This window comes from Phenylobacterium sp. VNQ135, from assembly GCF_049445735.1.
Taxonomy (GTDB): domain Bacteria; phylum Pseudomonadota; class Alphaproteobacteria; order Caulobacterales; family Caulobacteraceae; genus Phenylobacterium.
In genome coordinates this window covers 403,350-417,138 of record NZ_JBMSDS010000005.1, presented here as the reverse complement: position 1 = coordinate 417,138, position 13,789 = coordinate 403,350, and the positions used below count along the sequence as shown (strand labels likewise).

General features: G+C 70.8%; 14 protein-coding genes. 8 read left to right on the top strand and 6 right to left on the bottom strand.

Annotation, left to right across the window (positions count from 1 at the left end):
* Positions 1 to 34: 34 nt before the first annotated feature.
* Together ACO2Q0_RS19830 and ACO2Q0_RS19825 are read right to left on the bottom strand one after the other, a co-directional pair.
* Positions 35 to 325, bottom strand: a complete 291-nt coding sequence (locus ACO2Q0_RS19830) for a SemiSWEET family sugar transporter (RefSeq protein ID WP_423353241.1) — start codon at positions 323 to 325, stop codon at positions 35 to 37.
* Positions 326 to 331: 6 nt separating this feature from the next.
* Entirely contained in the window at positions 332 to 970 is a 639-nt protein-coding gene (locus ACO2Q0_RS19825; RefSeq protein WP_423353240.1) for a sensor histidine kinase, read from the bottom strand.
* 218 nt (positions 971 to 1,188) lie between these two features.
* Between ACO2Q0_RS19825 and ACO2Q0_RS19820 the strand changes: the two genes are divergently transcribed.
* The 7 genes from ACO2Q0_RS19820 (at position 1,189) to purD (ending at position 8,939) form a co-directional block, all read left to right on the top strand.
* Positions 1,189 to 2,514 (top strand): sensor histidine kinase, encoded by a 1,326-nt coding sequence (locus ACO2Q0_RS19820; protein ID WP_423353239.1) that lies wholly within the window; start codon positions 1,189 to 1,191, stop codon positions 2,512 to 2,514.
* 76 nt (positions 2,515 to 2,590) lie between these two features.
* Positions 2,591 to 4,033 carry a phosphate ABC transporter permease subunit PstC gene (gene pstC, locus ACO2Q0_RS19815; RefSeq protein WP_423353238.1) on the top strand — a complete coding sequence of 481 codons (1,443 nt, stop codon included), beginning with the start codon at positions 2,591 to 2,593 and terminating at the stop codon, positions 4,031 to 4,033.
* Complete coding sequence (gene pstA, locus ACO2Q0_RS19810; RefSeq protein WP_423353237.1) at positions 4,026 to 5,339, top strand: phosphate ABC transporter permease PstA; 1,314 nt, start codon at positions 4,026 to 4,028, stop codon at positions 5,337 to 5,339. The genes pstC and pstA overlap by 8 nt, the downstream gene beginning before the upstream one ends.
* Positions 5,340 to 5,341: 2 nt before the next feature.
* On the top strand, positions 5,342 to 6,211 hold the full coding sequence (gene pstB, locus ACO2Q0_RS19805; RefSeq protein ID WP_423353236.1) for a phosphate ABC transporter ATP-binding protein PstB: 870 nt from the start codon (positions 5,342 to 5,344) through the stop codon (positions 6,209 to 6,211).
* Between the two features lie 11 nt (positions 6,212 to 6,222).
* Entirely contained in the window at positions 6,223 to 6,933 is a 711-nt protein-coding gene (gene phoU / locus ACO2Q0_RS19800) for a phosphate signaling complex protein PhoU (RefSeq protein ID WP_423353235.1), read from the top strand.
* A complete protein-coding gene (gene phoB, locus ACO2Q0_RS19795) occupies positions 6,930 to 7,622 on the top strand; it encodes a phosphate regulon transcriptional regulator PhoB (RefSeq protein ID WP_423353234.1) in 693 nt (230 codons plus the stop codon). Before phoU ends, phoB begins: the two co-directional genes overlap by 4 nt.
* Before the next feature lie 45 nt (positions 7,623 to 7,667).
* Positions 7,668 to 8,939 carry a phosphoribosylamine--glycine ligase gene (gene purD, locus ACO2Q0_RS19790; RefSeq protein ID WP_423353233.1) on the top strand — a complete coding sequence of 424 codons (1,272 nt, stop codon included), beginning with the start codon at positions 7,668 to 7,670 and terminating at the stop codon, positions 8,937 to 8,939.
* Here the strand turns inward: purD and ACO2Q0_RS19785 are convergent.
* On the bottom strand, positions 8,936 to 9,382 hold the full coding sequence (locus ACO2Q0_RS19785; RefSeq protein WP_423353232.1) for an SRPBCC family protein: 447 nt from the start codon (positions 9,380 to 9,382) through the stop codon (positions 8,936 to 8,938). The genes purD and ACO2Q0_RS19785 overlap by 4 nt on opposite strands.
* A gap of 110 nt (positions 9,383 to 9,492) precedes the next feature.
* On the opposite strand from ACO2Q0_RS19785, the gene ACO2Q0_RS19780 reads away from it, so the two are divergent.
* A complete protein-coding gene (locus ACO2Q0_RS19780; protein ID WP_423353231.1) occupies positions 9,493 to 10,575 on the top strand; it encodes a phosphotransferase family protein in 1,083 nt (360 codons plus the stop codon).
* Here ACO2Q0_RS19780 and lpxK read toward each other — a convergent pair.
* From lpxK to ACO2Q0_RS19765, 3 genes are read right to left on the bottom strand one after another with little or no spacing between them, the layout of a single operon-like run.
* The gene (gene lpxK, locus ACO2Q0_RS19775) at positions 10,572 to 11,558 is read right to left on the bottom strand and encodes a tetraacyldisaccharide 4'-kinase (RefSeq protein WP_423353230.1); all 987 of its coding nucleotides are present in this window, start codon (positions 11,556 to 11,558) and stop codon (positions 10,572 to 10,574) included. The genes ACO2Q0_RS19780 and lpxK overlap by 4 nt on opposite strands.
* A complete protein-coding gene (locus ACO2Q0_RS19770) occupies positions 11,555 to 12,790 on the bottom strand; it encodes a 3-deoxy-D-manno-octulosonic acid transferase (protein ID WP_423353229.1) in 1,236 nt (411 codons plus the stop codon). The genes lpxK and ACO2Q0_RS19770 overlap by 4 nt, the downstream gene beginning before the upstream one ends.
* Entirely contained in the window at positions 12,787 to 13,761 is a 975-nt protein-coding gene (locus ACO2Q0_RS19765) for a cation diffusion facilitator family transporter (protein ID WP_423353228.1), read from the bottom strand. The genes ACO2Q0_RS19770 and ACO2Q0_RS19765 overlap by 4 nt, the downstream gene beginning before the upstream one ends.
* Between the last annotated feature and the right edge of the window lie 28 nt (positions 13,762 to 13,789).

Genomic DNA, 13,789 nt, shown 5'->3' with positions numbered 1-13,789 from the left:
CAGCCAGGGACTTACGGCGCGCGTCCGTCGCTGGCTAGACCTCCCGCGCGGCTGCGCCTCTGCGCGAGAAGCGCCATTTCAGCGCCAGGATGGTGGCCGACATCACGAGGCAGACGGTGTTGGCGCCCGTCACCGGCCAGCTCTTGATCAGCACGCCGTAGGCGATCCACAGGGCGAAGCCCGTGACCGTGACGATGTACATACGCAACGACACCGAAGAGGCGTCGCGTTCGCGCCAGATCTTGAGGATCTGGGGGGCGAAACTCGTCATCGAGCATAGGGCCGCGCCCGTTCCGACGATGTTGGCGATCTGGGAAGCGTCCATCCGTCCTCAAGGCTGAGCCTGGTTCGTGGGGACGCTAACGGCGACTCGCAGGCCGGGTTGCGCGTCCGTGATCTCAAGGCGTGCGCGGAGCTGCTGGCTGAGGAGCTGCAGGATCGTGCGGCCGAAGCCGGGCGCCGCCCCGGCCTGACCTACGCCGTCGTCGGCGACCGCGAGCTCGAACCCGCCGTCGGTGTCACGCAGCGTGACGGCGATGCGGCCTGGCCTGGCGTCCGGAAAGGCGTGAGCCAGGGCGTTGCCCAGCGCCTCGTTCAGGATCAGCGCCAGCGGCGCGGCGTCGCGTGCGCCGACGAACACCGGTTCCAGGTCCAGGCTGATCGCGATTCCCTCCCGCCCCGCCGCCGCGGCGAGATCGCCGGCGAGTTCGCGGACAAGGGCGGCCAGATCCACCTGTTCCGACCCCCTCTCCCGCGTCACGTAGCGGTGGGCGGCGCTCACCGCCGTCACGCGCTGCTGGACCGCCTTCAGCGCCTGCCTGGCCCCTTCGTCGGCGGTGCGGCGGCCATGCAGCATGACCAAGGAGGAGATGAGCTGGAGGTTGTTCTTGACCCGATGGTCGGCTTCCCGCTGAAGCTCGCGTTGGGCGGCGAGCGCTTGCCGGAGGCTCTCGATCTCTTCGGCGGACATGATGAGGGAACCTCCACGCAGGCGCTGCAGCATGCGTCCAAACGCGCGAACGTCGCCAGTGTCACGGCCGTGACACAGGTTTGGCGATGCTGGACAGTCTGTCGACGGAGATTCGCTTGAGCCTGCCGCAGTCGCCACCGCCGACCGCGTCCCGCCGGGGGGAAGCGCCGCTTTGGCCTACGCTCGCCGCGGGCGGCGCGGGCCTCGCGGCCCTGGCCGTGTTCGCCCTTCAAGGCGCGGTGGCGGGCGGCGGCGCCGTGGCGGCCATGGTGTTCGTGGCCGCCGTCACGGCGGTCGCCATGATCGTCGCCGATCGCAGATCCGAGGACGACCAGGATCCTCTCGCGCCCGCCGTCACGCCCGGCGTGAGCGAGACCCTGCCTTACGCCGCGCTGATCAACGTCCTGCCCGATCCGATCCTCGTGGTGTCGGGGCTGGAGCCTGACGATTTCACCGGCCGCCGCTATGTCTTCGCCAACAGCGCGGCCCGCGCGCTCTTCCGGATCGACGGAGTCGAGGGGCTGCTGGTCAATCTGATCCGCGACCCCCAGTTGCTGGAGGCCGTGGACGCCGCTCTGTTCCGCGCCCAGGACACCGAGGCCGTCTATGAGACCGGCGGCGCGCAGTCCCGGACCTTCCGCGCCTTCGCACGGCCGATCGGCCTCGGGTTCGACGGCGCGCACCTCGCGCTGGTCTCGCTGCGCGACGAGACCGAGCTGCGCCAGGTGGAGCGGACGCGGGTCGATTTCCTGGCCAACGCAAGCCACGAGCTGCGCACGCCGCTCGCGTCGCTGTCCGGCTTCATCGAGACGCTGAGGGGCCATGCCAAGGCCGACGAGGGCGCGCGCGACCGGTTCCTGGCCATCATGGGAGCGCAGGCCGAGCGGATGAACCGGCTCATCGACGACCTGATGTCGTTGAGCCGCATCGAGCTCAATGAACACGTCGCCCCCAGCGACCGGGTCGACCTCGTCGACGTGGTGGCCGATGTCGTCGATGCGGTGGGCCCGCTCGCCGCCGAGCGGCGCGTTAAGCTCGAAGTCAGGCGCCCCGAGCGCGGGCACGCGCCCGTCCTGGGCGCCCGGGACCAGCTCGTGCAGGTCGTCCAGAACCTGGTCGACAACGCGCTGAAGTACTCGCCCGACGGCGGGACGGTGGCGATCTCCATGGGCTGCGGCCAGACCGCGGACGCGGCCGCCGCCGGCGTCCGCGCCGATGCGCCGCGGCTGTCGCTGCTCACGCCCGATCACACCGGCGCGACCTACGCGGTGCTGCGGGTGGGCGATCAGGGACCAGGGATCGAACGGGAGTACCTGCCGCGCCTGACGGAGCGATTCTACAGGGTCGAAGGGCAGAAGAGCGGCGAGCGCTCCGGCACCGGTTTGGGCCTCGCGATCGTCAAGCACATCGTCAATCGCCATCGCGGCGGGCTGCAGGTCGAAAGCGTCCGTGGCGAGGGCGCGACCTTCACCGTCTACCTGCCCGAGCCTGGCGACGAAGGAGCCGCGGCCGGTCACCGTCGTGAAAGTGTCATGGAAGTGTAGCAATGGGTCCGCACGGCGCGGGCATGGTGGCCTGCGCTGAGCCAACCCCGCGCCCTGAGGCGCCAAGAGCCACGCCATGATCACCTGGGCCGTCCTCGCGGCGCTCGTCCTCTTCTCGGCCGTGACCTACGTGCTGGGCCGCCGCAAGCTTACCGCCCAGACGGGCGCAGGCGGCGCACGTTCCCACTCCCGGCCGGGCTATCACGGCGCGTATGTGATGCTTTGGGCGGCTGTGCCCGCGGCGCTCGTCCTGCTGCTGCACGGGGCGTTCGGCGGCCGAATCGTCGCCGCCGTCGTGGAGGCCGAGCCGCCGGCCGCCGTCCAGGCGCTCGAGCCGCAGGCCCGCTCGTTCTTCTACGATGACGCGCTCTCGATCGCTGCGGGCTACGCGCCGAGCGAGACGCTCTACGCGCCGGATGTCCGCGCCGCGCTCGACGACGAGGCGCGCGAGGCGGCGCGCGCCGCCATGGCGCTGCGCCTGGGCGCCATCGTGCTCGCGCTGGCCCTCGCCGCGGCGGGCTTCATGTTCGCCTATCGCCGCGTGCAGCCGGACTTCCGCGCCCGCCAGCAGGTCGAGGGCTGGACCTCGGTCCTGCTGATCGCCTGCTCGGCCGCCGCGGTCCTGACGACCATCGGCATCGTCGCGTCGCTGGCCTTCGAGAGCTTCCGCTTCTTCCGGGCCGTGCCGCCGCACCAGTTCCTGTTCGGCCTGGATTGGGATCCGCAGATCGCCATGCGCGCGGACCAGTTCGCTACGGCCGGCGCGTTCGGGGCCGTCCCGCTGTTCGTCGGCACCTTCCTGATCATGGTGATCGCCATGATCGTCGCCGCGCCCATTGGCCTGCTCTCGGCCATCTACCTGGCGGAGTACGCCAGCCGCCCGACCCGGGCGATCGTCAAGCCGCTGCTGGAGATCCTCGCGGGCGTGCCGACGGTGGTCTACGGCTTCTTCGCGGCCCTGACGGTGGGCCCGCTCTTCCGCTCGGCCTTCAACGCCCTGGGCGCCCGGCTGGTCGACGGCCCCTTCCACGAGCTCGGCCTCTATCTCACCCAGGTGCAGAACCAGATGGCGCTCGTCGCCGGCGCGGTGATGGGGATCATGCTGATCCCCTTCGTCTCCTCGCTGTCGGACGACATCATCAACGCGGTGCCGCAGTCGCTGCGCGACGGCAGCCTGGCCATGGGCGCAACCCGGTCGGAGACCATCAAGAAGGTGGTCATGCCGGCCGCCCTGCCGGGCATCATGGGCGCCCTGCTGCTGGCCGTCTCGCGGGCCATCGGCGAGACCATGATCGTCACCATGGCCGCCGGCCTGCAGGCCAAGACCACGCTCAACCCGCTCGACACGGTGACCACGGTGACGGTGCAGATCGTCACCTTGCTGACAGGCGACCAGGAGTTCGACAGCCCGAAGACGCTGTCCGCCTTCGGTCTCGGGCTGACGCTCTTCGTCATCACCCTGATCCTGAACGTCATCGCGCTCCGGATCGTGCAGAAGTACCGGGAACAGTATGACTGACGCGGCCCTTCCCCCGACCGGACGGACCGCGGGCGCCCCGGCGGCCCAAGACCGCTCCGCCATCGCCGCGCGCCTGAAGGCCCGCCGGGCGCGCGAGCTCAGGTTCATGTGGTATGGCCGGGCGGCGATCTTCGTCGCGCTGGCCTTCCTCGCCCTGCTGCTGGGACGCATCGTCACCCAGGGCTACACGACCTTCATCGATTACCGGATGAGCGTGCCCGTCTATCTGGACCCGGCGCGGATCGATCCGGCCGATCCGACGGGGGCGAACTACGACCTGCTGGTCGCCGACGCGGTCCTGGCCAAGCTGGGCGAGACCGACGACGCGATGGGCGTCACCTCGGGCAAGGTCTCGGCGCTGCTGTCCACCGACCTCGGCTTCCAGCTGCTGGACAAGGTGCGGGCCAACCCCAGGCTGATCGGCCAGACCGTCACCGTGACCGGGCCGGTCCGCGCGGACGCCGCGCTCTATTACAAGGGCCACGTCGACGCCTCCGCCGCCGAGGGCGACCGCAAGCTGGACGACCGCCAGATCGCATGGCTCGAGACGCTGAAGGCGCAGGGCATGGTCTCGTCCGGCTTCAACACCGGCTTCCTGACCCGCTCCGACTCGACCGAGCCCGAACAGGCCGGCGTGCTGGGCGCCGTCGTGGGATCGGCGATGATGCTGCTGGTCACCGCGCTCCTGTCGGTGCCGATCGGTGTGCTGGCGGCAGTCTACCTCGAGGAGTTCGCGCCCAAGAACCGCTGGACCAGCGTCATCGAGGTCAACATCAACAACCTCGCCGCGGTGCCCTCCATCGTCTACGGCCTGCTGGGCCTGGCGGTGTTCATCAACTGGCTGGCCGTGCCGCGCTCCTCGCCGCTGGTGGGCGGGCTGGTGCTGGCGCTGATGAGCCTGCCCACGATCATCATCGCCACGCGCTCGGCGCTCAAGGCGGTGCCTCCGTCGATCCGGGAAGCCGCCCTCGGCGTCGGCGCCTCGCGCACCCAGACGGTGTTCCACCACGTCCTGCCCTTGGCCATGCCGGGCGTGATGACCGGCGCCATCCTGTCGCTGGCGCACGCCCTGGGCGAGACCGCCCCGCTGCTGATGGTCGGCATGGTGTCCTTCGTGCCCGGTGTGCCGGCCGCTATCACCGAGGCCGCCACCGTGCTGCCTGTCCAGGTCTTCATCTGGGAGAACGCCTCCGAGCGGGCGTTCCACGAGCGGACCGCGGCGGCCATCATGGTCCTGCTGGTCTTCATGATCGTCATGAACCTCGCCGCCATCGTGCTGCGGCGCCGGTTCGAACGGCGCTGGTAGCCATGACCCAGCGCCGCCCCATCTCGAGGTCCAACATGCTTACCCAGCCCGACGGCGCACCTGGCGGTCCGGTGCACATTGAACTGCGCGGCCACGGGGCTCACGCCGTCGACGCCCCGGCGAAGCTGCGCGCTCGCGACGTCAGCGTCTTCTATGGCGAGAAGCAGGCCCTGTTCGACGTCTCGCTGGACATGCCGGAGAAGGCGGTCACCGCCCTGATCGGCCCCTCCGGCTGCGGCAAGTCCACCTTCCTGCGCTGCATCAACCGCATGAACGACACCATCGCCTCGGCGCGGGTGGCCGGCCGGATCGAGCTTGACGGCGAGGACGTCAACGCCCGCAGCATCGACCCCGTCCTGCTGCGCGCGCGCGTCGGCATGGTGTTCCAGAAGCCGAACCCGTTCCCGAAGAGCATCTTCGAGAACGTGGCCTATGGCCCGCGCATCCACGGCATCGCCACCGGCAAGCGCGAACTGGAGCACGTGGTCGAGACCTCGCTGAAGCGCGCCGGCCTCTGGGACGAGGTGGCCGATCGCCTTCAGGCGCCGGGCACCAGCCTGTCGGGCGGCCAGCAGCAGCGCCTGGTGATCGCCCGCGCCATCGCGGTGAACCCCGAGGTGATCCTCATGGACGAGCCCTGCTCGGCGCTGGATCCCATCGCCACCGCGCGCGTCGAGGAGCTGATCGACGAACTGCGCGAGGAGTACTGCATCGTCATCGTGACCCACTCGATGGCCCAGGCCGCGCGGGTCTCGCAGAAGACCGCCTTCTTCCACCTGGGCAAGCTGATCGAGGCGGGCAACACCGACGAGATCTTCACGAACCCCCGGGACAGCCGCACCCAGGACTACATCACCGGCCGGTTCGGCTGAGGACGGAGCCGATGAACGAGCACATCGTCAAATCCTACGAAGACGAGCTGAACGCGCTGACGGCCGAGACCGTCCGCATGGGCGGCCTCGCCGAGGCCGCCGTCGCCGACTGCCTGCAGGCGGTGGTCAAGCGCGACCAGGACCAGGCCGTGGCGGTGGTTTCCCGCGACGAGCGGCTGGACGTGGCCGAGCGCGACATCGAGCGCCGGGCGATCCGGCTCATCGCGCTCCGCCAGCCGATGGCCAACGACCTGCGCAAGACCGTCGCGGCGATGAAGATCGCCAACAACCTCGAGCGCATCGGGGACCTGGCGAAGAACATCTCCAAGCGCACCCTCGTGATCATCGAGGAAGAGCCGATGACCTCGCCCCTCACCCGCTCGATCGAGCGGATGGGCAAGCTGGTGCTGAACCGCCTCACCGCCGTGCTGGATGCCTACAGCCGCTCCGACCTGGAACGGGCGCAGTCGGTCTGGTCCTCCGATGACGAGGTCGACGAGCACTACAACAGCCTGTTCCGCGAGCTGCTCACCTACATGATGGGCGATCCGCGCACGATCACCGCCTGCACGCACATGCTGTTCGCGGCCAAGAACCTCGAGCGCATCGGCGACCACGCCACCAACATCGCCGAACTCATCCACTACGAGATCACGGGCGAGGACACGATCTCCGGCGCCCGACCCAAGACCGATGCGCTGGAAGGGAGCACCGCGCCGTGACGCCGCATGTCCTGGTGGTCGAGGATGAGGACAGCCTCGCCACCCTGCTGCAGTACAACCTCGAGAAGGAAGGCTACGAGGTCACGCTCGCCGGCGACGGCGAGGAGGCCCTCCTCCAGGTGCAGGAGCGCCTGCCTGACCTGATCGTGCTGGACTGGATGCTGCCGAAGGTGTCGGGCATCGAGGTCTGCCGCCGCATCCGCCAGCGCACCGAGAGCCGCAACGTGCCGATCATCATGCTGACGGCCCGCGGCGAGGAGACCGACCGCATCCGGGGTCTCGACACCGGCGCCGACGACTATGTGGTCAAGCCCTTCGCGATGAGCGAACTCGCCGCCCGTATCCGCGCGGTGCTGCGCCGCCTGCGCCCTGGCCTGGCCGAGGACCGCGTCCGCTGCGGCGACATCGTCATCGACCGCGTCGCCCACCGTGTGCGTCGCGCCGGCTCCGAGGTGCACCTGGGGCCCACCGAGTTCCGCCTGCTGGACCACTTCATGCAGCACCCGGGCCGCGTGTTCTCCCGCGAACAGCTCCTGGACGCCGTCTGGGGCTCGGACGTCTATGTCGAGGCGCGCACCGTCGACGTGCACATCGGCCGCCTGCGCAAGGCGCTGAACGCGTCCGAGGGCGGGGACCCGATCCGCACCGTCCGCTCGGCCGGCTACGCCCTGGATGTGGACGCCGGCTAGCTGCCGGCTTGACCGGGGCGGCCCGGGCCGCCAAAGCGGCCGTCCATGAACATCCTTCTCGTCGGCTCCGGCGGCCGTGAGCACGCGCTCGCCTGGAAGATCGCGGCCTCGCCGCTCGTCACCCGGCTCGTCGCCGCGCCCGGCAACCCCGGCATGGCGGCCCAGGCCGAGCTGCGCGACGTCTCTGCGACGGACGTCGACGGCCTGGTGGCGCTCGCCCGCGAGATCGCCGCCGACCTGGTCGTGATCGGGCCCGAGTCCTCGGTCGCCGCCGGCCTCGCCGACGCCCTGGAAGGCGAGCAGATCCCCTGCTTCGGGCCGAGCGCCGGCGCGGGCCAGCTCGAGAGCTCCAAGGCCTTCACCAAGGCCTTCGCCGACCGTTACGGACTGCCCACCGCAGCCTATCGGGTCTGCGAGAGCGCCGATGAGGCGCGCGCGGCGCTGGAGCTGTTCGAGGCGCCCTATGTGATCAAGGCCGACGGCCTTGCGGCCGGCAAGGGCGTCACCATCGCCCAGGACCGTGGCGAGGCCGAAGCCGCCATCGACGACGCCTTCGGCGGCCGCTTCGGCGCGGCCGGGGCGCGGGTGGTGGTGGAGGAGTTCCTGCAGGGCGAGATCGGCTCGCTCTTCGCGCTCTGCGACGGCGAGACCTCCATGCTGTTCGGCTGGGCCCAGGACCACAAGCGCGCCTTCGACGGCGAGCAGGGGCCGAACACCGGCGGCATGGGGACCTATTCGCCGGCCCCCGTCTTCACGCCGAACCTGGTGGAACAGGTGCGCACGCGGCTTGTGGAGCCCGCCTTCGCCGGAATCGCCGCGGACGGCTCGCCTTATCGCGGCGTGCTGTTCGTGGAGCTGATGGCCACCAAAGCAGGCCCGAAGCTGGTGGAATTCAACGTCCGCTTCGGCGACCCGGAATGCCAGGTGCTGATGCTGCGCCTGGAAAGCGACCTGGTCCCCTATCTGGACGCCTGCGCCAAGGGGACCTTGAAGAGCATGCCGCAGCCGGTCTGGCGCGACGAGCCGGCGGTCTGCGTCGTGCTCGCGGCCAAGGGCTACCCGGGCACGCCCGCCGCGGGCGGCGAGATACGCGGGCTGGACGGCGATCTCGGCGAGGGCGCCGTGGTCTTCCATGCTGGCACCCGCCGCGACCCCGACGGGACGCTCCGGGCGGCGGGTGGGCGGGTGCTGAACGTCTGCGCCCGCGGGCCCGACCTCCGCACCGCCCGCGACCGCGCCTACGCCGCCATCGAGAAGATCGACTTCCCAGACGGCTTCTGCCGAAGCGACATCGGCTGGCGGGCGCTCGGCCGCTAGCCCTCGACCTCGGCCTTCAGGGCGGGAAGCACCGTGTTGGCCCAGGCGTCCCGCAGCGCCGCCAGCGCCGCATCCATCCGGGCGGGGTTCACCTCGTCGTCGAAGGCCTCCCAGCCGGTGTGGGTGAGGCGGACGTGGGTGCCGCCGGTGATGGGCGTCAGCGTCAGCGTCACGTCGGTGGAAGGCCGGCCAGGATAGGTCCATCGGAAGCGCAGCCGCCGGTTCGGCTCCACGACTTCGAGTCGGCAGGGGATCGCACCTTCCAGATCCGTGGTCTCCCGGCGGCGGCGGCTGGGCTGCATCACGAACAACTGCCCGACGTTGGGTCGGAAGCCGAAGGCGCCGAGCCAGCGCCAGGCCAGCTCGGTGTCGATCATCACCCGCCACACGGCTGCGGGCGGAGCCTCGATCTCGATGATCGCCTCGACGTCGTTGTCGCTCATGGAGCCGCTTCCGAACCCGCTTCCGGACGCGGGGTCAAGCGCGCGCTGCCTTGCTCACGCTGGGTCGCCGTCGCTAAAAGGGTTCAAACAATCGTACGAAGGGGAACGCCATGGCCGTCACCGCGGACGTCGCCGCCGAGCAGGAGCGCGAGAAGGCCAACACGGGCACCGAGGCTGTTCCCGAGGCCCAGCAGTTCGACCAGGCTTCCCTGGAGCGTTGGCTCCAGGCCAACGTCGAGGGCTATGCGGGGCCGCTGGAAGTCCGAAAGTTCAAGGGCGGTCAATCCAACCCGACCTACCAGCTCATCACGCCCTCGAAGAAATACGTCCTGCGCCGCAAGCCGCCGGGCAAGCTGTTGCCCTCGGCCCACGCGGTGGACCGCGAGTACAAGGTGATCTCGGCCCTCGGCCCCACGGGCTTTCCCGTGGCGCGCACCTACGGCCTCTGCACCGACGACGGCGTCATCGGCACCTGGTTCTACGTGATGGACTGCGTGGAAGGCCGCGTCCTCTGGGACCAGACCCTGCCGGCCTACAGCCCCGAAGAGCGCCGGGCGATCTTCAACGCCAAGATCGGCACCCTCGCCGACCTGCACAACACCGACCACGTGAAGATCGGCCTGGAGGATTTCGGCAAGCCCGGCAACTACATGGCCCGGCAGGTCGACCGCTGGACCAAGCAGTACAAGGCCTCGCAGGATCGCGAGATTCCCGAGATGGAGCGGCTGATCGAGTGGCTCCCGGCCACCGTCCCGAACCAGGAGCGGACCTCCATCGTCCACGGCGACTATCGCCTGGACAACATGATCTTCCACCCGACCGAGCCGCGCGTCGCCGCCGTGCTCGACTGGGAGCTCGCCACCCTGGGCGAGCCGCTGGCCGATTTCGCCTACCTGCTGATGAACTGGGTCAACGGCACGATCTCGCAGCTTCCCGACCTGAAGGCGCACGGCATCCCGACCATCGAGGAGGCGGTGGAGCTCTACTGCGCGCGGACCGGCCGGTCGAGCCTGCCGGACCTGAACTGGTTCTTCTCGTACAACACCTTCCGCCTGGCCGGCATCGTTCAGGGCATCCTCGGCCGGGTGCGGGACGGCACCGCCAACCATCCGGACGCGGCCAGCATGGGGCCGCGCGTGCTGGCCTTGGCCGAGACGAGCTGGGCGTTCGCGAAGAAGGCGGGGGCGAGCTAGAGCGCGGAGAGTAGGCGGTCCAGCCCCGCCTCGTCCTCGAACGCGGCCCGCACGGGCCAGGGCGTGACCTTGGCCCGCCAGTCCGACGGCAAGCGCACCCAATCCTTCTCCGTGGTGACCAGCCGCGCGCCGAACTGCGCCGCCCGCTCGTCCAGCAGCTTCAGCGCCGCGGGATCGTAGGCGAAGTGGTCCGGGAACGGCGCGAAGTCGGCGAGCTCGGCGCCCGCCGCCTTCAGCGCACGCTCGAACTTCCACGGCTTGCCGATGCCGGCGAAGCCGACCACGGGGCCGGGCGGCGGTGGTCCAGCCGACACAAGCCGGGCGATCAGGACGGGCCTCCTCGCCAGCGCCGCCAGCAGTTCGGGGTCCGGAGCTTCCAGATCCGCCGGCAGCAGCACGACGCTGGCGTCGGCGCGCGCCAGCCCCGCTTCCAGGGGCTCACGCATCGGCCCCGCCGGGAAGACGCGGCCGTCGCCGAACGGCCACTCGCCGTTCCGCGTCTCGCCGTCCACCACCACCAGCGACAGCGCCTTCCTCACGGACGGGTTCTGGTGGCCGTCATCCATCACGATCACGCGGGCGCCGGCCTCGGCGGCGGCGCGCGCTCCTGCCGCCCGATCGCGCGACACCCACACCGGCAAGTCGGTCGCCAGCATCAGCGGCTCGTCGCCGACGTCGTCGGCGTCATGGCGCGTTGGATCCACCCGCAGCGGTCCCGCCTCGCGGCCGCCGTAGCCACGCGTCAGGACATGGGCGTCCAGCCGCCGCGCGATCTCGCGCACGACCGGCGTCTTGCCCGCGCCGCCCATGGTGACGTTCCCGACGCAGATCACCGGAACGCCCGCATCGGCCGGCCTGGCGCGCGCGATCCTGCGCGCCGTCACGCCTGTCCAGACCCAGGACAGCGGCGTCAGCAGGCCGCGCGTCATCGGCATCACCCGCCGGTCGCGGCTGTACCACCAGCGGGGCGTCGCGAGCTTCATGGCAGCAGCGGCTCCAAGGCCGCCAGGGCGACGTCGAGCTGCGCGCCCTGGCGCTCGGCGTAGGCGCGTGCGGCCTTTCCAAGCCGACGCGCCGCCGCGCGGTCGTTCAGCAGTCGTTCCACGGCGGCGCGTAGCGCCTCGGGACTTTCGACCTGCAACGCCGCGCCCTCGGCCAGCATCTCGGCGTAAAGGTCGGCGGCGTTGAACACATGCGGGCCGGTGACGATGGCGGCCTCGGACCGCGCCGGCTCCAGCGGGTTGTGGCCCCCGATCCCCGGCAGCAGGCTTCCGCCCATGATCGTCACGTCCGCCAGCCGGAAGAACAGCCCCAGCTCGCCGAGGGTGTCGGCCACATAGACCCGCGTCTCCGGCGAGGGCAGGGCGTCCGCACTCCGGCGGGGCGCGTCGAAGCGCCGGGCGAGGTCCGGTCCCCGTTCGGGATGACGCGGCGCCAGGATCAGCAGGGCGTCCAGGCCACGCAGGGCGTCCGCGATCAGCGCCTCCTCGCCGGGATGGGTGCTGGCGGCCAGCACGATGCGGCGCGGCCCGAGAATGTCGCGCAGCCGCGCGAGGTCCTTCGGCCGTTCGTCCAGGGGCTTGCCGACGCGCTTCAGGTTCAGCGTCTCCCCTGCCGCGGCGCCGAGGCCGGCCAGCCTGGCCGCCACCGCATCGTCCTGCGGCATCACGAGATCGAAGGCGCCGAGCAGCGCCCGCGCCGAGGCCGGGGCTCGTGACCAGCCGCGGGCGCTGGCCTCCGTCATCCGTGCCGAGAGCAGGGCCAGTCTCACGCCCCGGTCGCGGGCGGCCGTGATCAGGTTGGGCCAAAGTTCGCTCTCGACGAAGACCGCCAGGTCGGGCCGCCAATGCTCCAGGAAGCGCGCCACGATTCCCGGGGTGTCGACCGGCGCGTACTGGTGGATCACGCCGGCCGGCAGGCGCTTGGCCAGCACCTCCGCCGAGGTGACCGTGCCCGAGGTCACCAGCACCGTCACGTGGGGCCGCCGCGCCCTTAGCGCCTCGACCAGCGGCAGCAGCGAAACGCTCTCGCCGACGCTGACGCCGTGCAGCCAGAGGAGCGGGCCTGGGGGGCGCGGCCGATCGCTGCGGCCCAGCCGTTCGCCAACCCGTCCGGGGTCTTCCTTGCCGCGCCGCGCGCGGGCCTTCAGCGCCAGCGGGGCGAGCGGCTCCAGGAGGCGTGTCGCCGCGCCATAGAGGGCCAGCGCCGTCGTCACACCACCTCGGCGGGCCGCAGGCGGCAGACGTGCGCGGCGTCGGTCTCCACCTGCAGAGTGGCGTGGATGATGTTGAATTTCCGCTCCAGTCCCTCGCAGGCGGCGTGCAGGAAGGCGTCGTGGTCGGCGTTCTGCGGCCGCACGAGGTGGGCGGTGAGCGCCGTCTCGGTCGTGCTCATGGCCCAGATGTGCAGATCGTGCACCTCGGTGACGCCCGGCTGCGCGGCGAGCCAGCGGCGGACCTTTTCCACGTCGATGCCGCGCGGCGCGGCGTCGAGGGCAAGGTCTGCGGAGTCCCGCAGCAGCCCCCAGGTGCCGAGCACGATAACGGCCGCGATGATCAGGCTCAGGGCCGGGTCGATCCACAGCAGGCCGGTCTGAGACATCGCGAAGGCCCCGACGACGACCGCCAGCGACACCGCCGCGTCGGCGGCCATGTGCAGGAAGGCCCCCCGGACGTTGAGGTCCGAATGGCTGCCGCGCATGAAGAAGGCGGCCGTGATGCCGTTGATGACCACGCCCAGGCCCGCGACCAGCATGACCACATCGGCCTCGACGCTCGCGGGCTCGCGCAGGCGGTGCGCCGCCTCGGAGACGATCGCGCCCACGGCCACCAGCAGGAGGACGGCGTTGGCCAGCGAGGCGAGGATCGTGCCCTTGCGCAGCCCGTAGGTGCGGCGTCCGGACGGCGCCCGACGCGCCAGCACGATGGCGCCCCACGCCAGCAGCAGCGAGAGCACGTCCGAGAGGTTGTGGCCGGCGTCGGCGAGCAGCGCCAGCGAGCCGGTCCACAAGCCCGCCGCCGCCTCGGCCGCCACGAACAGGATGTTCAGCGTGACGCCGACGGCGAAGGCGCGGCCCATGTCGGCGGGCGCATGGTGATGGTGGCCGAAGCCGTGCGCGTGGCCGTGCTCATCGTGCTCATGATCGTCGTGATCATGGTCGTGATCGTGATGGTGGGCGTGAGCCATGGACGCCTATGTCCCGCGAACCGGCCGC

What these genes read in the sequence shown, in the direction of transcription:
- ACO2Q0_RS19830 (WP_423353241.1), bottom strand. Translation starts at nt 325, where the DNA reads ATGGACGCTTCCCAGATCGCCAACATCGTCGGAACGGGCGCGGCCCTA.
- ACO2Q0_RS19825 (WP_423353240.1), bottom strand. Translation starts at nt 970, where the DNA reads ATGTCCGCCGAAGAGATCGAGAGCCTCCGGCAAGCGCTCGCCGCCCAA.
- pstC (WP_423353238.1), top strand. Translation starts at nt 2,591, where the DNA reads ATGATCACCTGGGCCGTCCTCGCGGCGCTCGTCCTCTTCTCGGCCGTG.
- pstA (WP_423353237.1), top strand. Translation starts at nt 4,026, where the DNA reads ATGACTGACGCGGCCCTTCCCCCGACCGGACGGACCGCGGGCGCCCCG.
- pstB (WP_423353236.1), top strand. Translation starts at nt 5,342, where the DNA reads ATGACCCAGCGCCGCCCCATCTCGAGGTCCAACATGCTTACCCAGCCC.
- phoU (WP_423353235.1), top strand. Translation starts at nt 6,223, where the DNA reads ATGAACGAGCACATCGTCAAATCCTACGAAGACGAGCTGAACGCGCTG.
- purD (WP_423353233.1), top strand. Translation starts at nt 7,668, where the DNA reads ATGAACATCCTTCTCGTCGGCTCCGGCGGCCGTGAGCACGCGCTCGCC.
- ACO2Q0_RS19785 (WP_423353232.1), bottom strand. Translation starts at nt 9,382, where the DNA reads ATGAGCGACAACGACGTCGAGGCGATCATCGAGATCGAGGCTCCGCCC.
- ACO2Q0_RS19780 (WP_423353231.1), top strand. Translation starts at nt 9,493, where the DNA reads ATGGCCGTCACCGCGGACGTCGCCGCCGAGCAGGAGCGCGAGAAGGCC.
- lpxK (WP_423353230.1), bottom strand. Translation starts at nt 11,558, where the DNA reads ATGAAGCTCGCGACGCCCCGCTGGTGGTACAGCCGCGACCGGCGGGTG.
- ACO2Q0_RS19765 (WP_423353228.1), bottom strand. Translation starts at nt 13,761, where the DNA reads ATGGCTCACGCCCACCATCACGATCACGACCATGATCACGACGATCAT.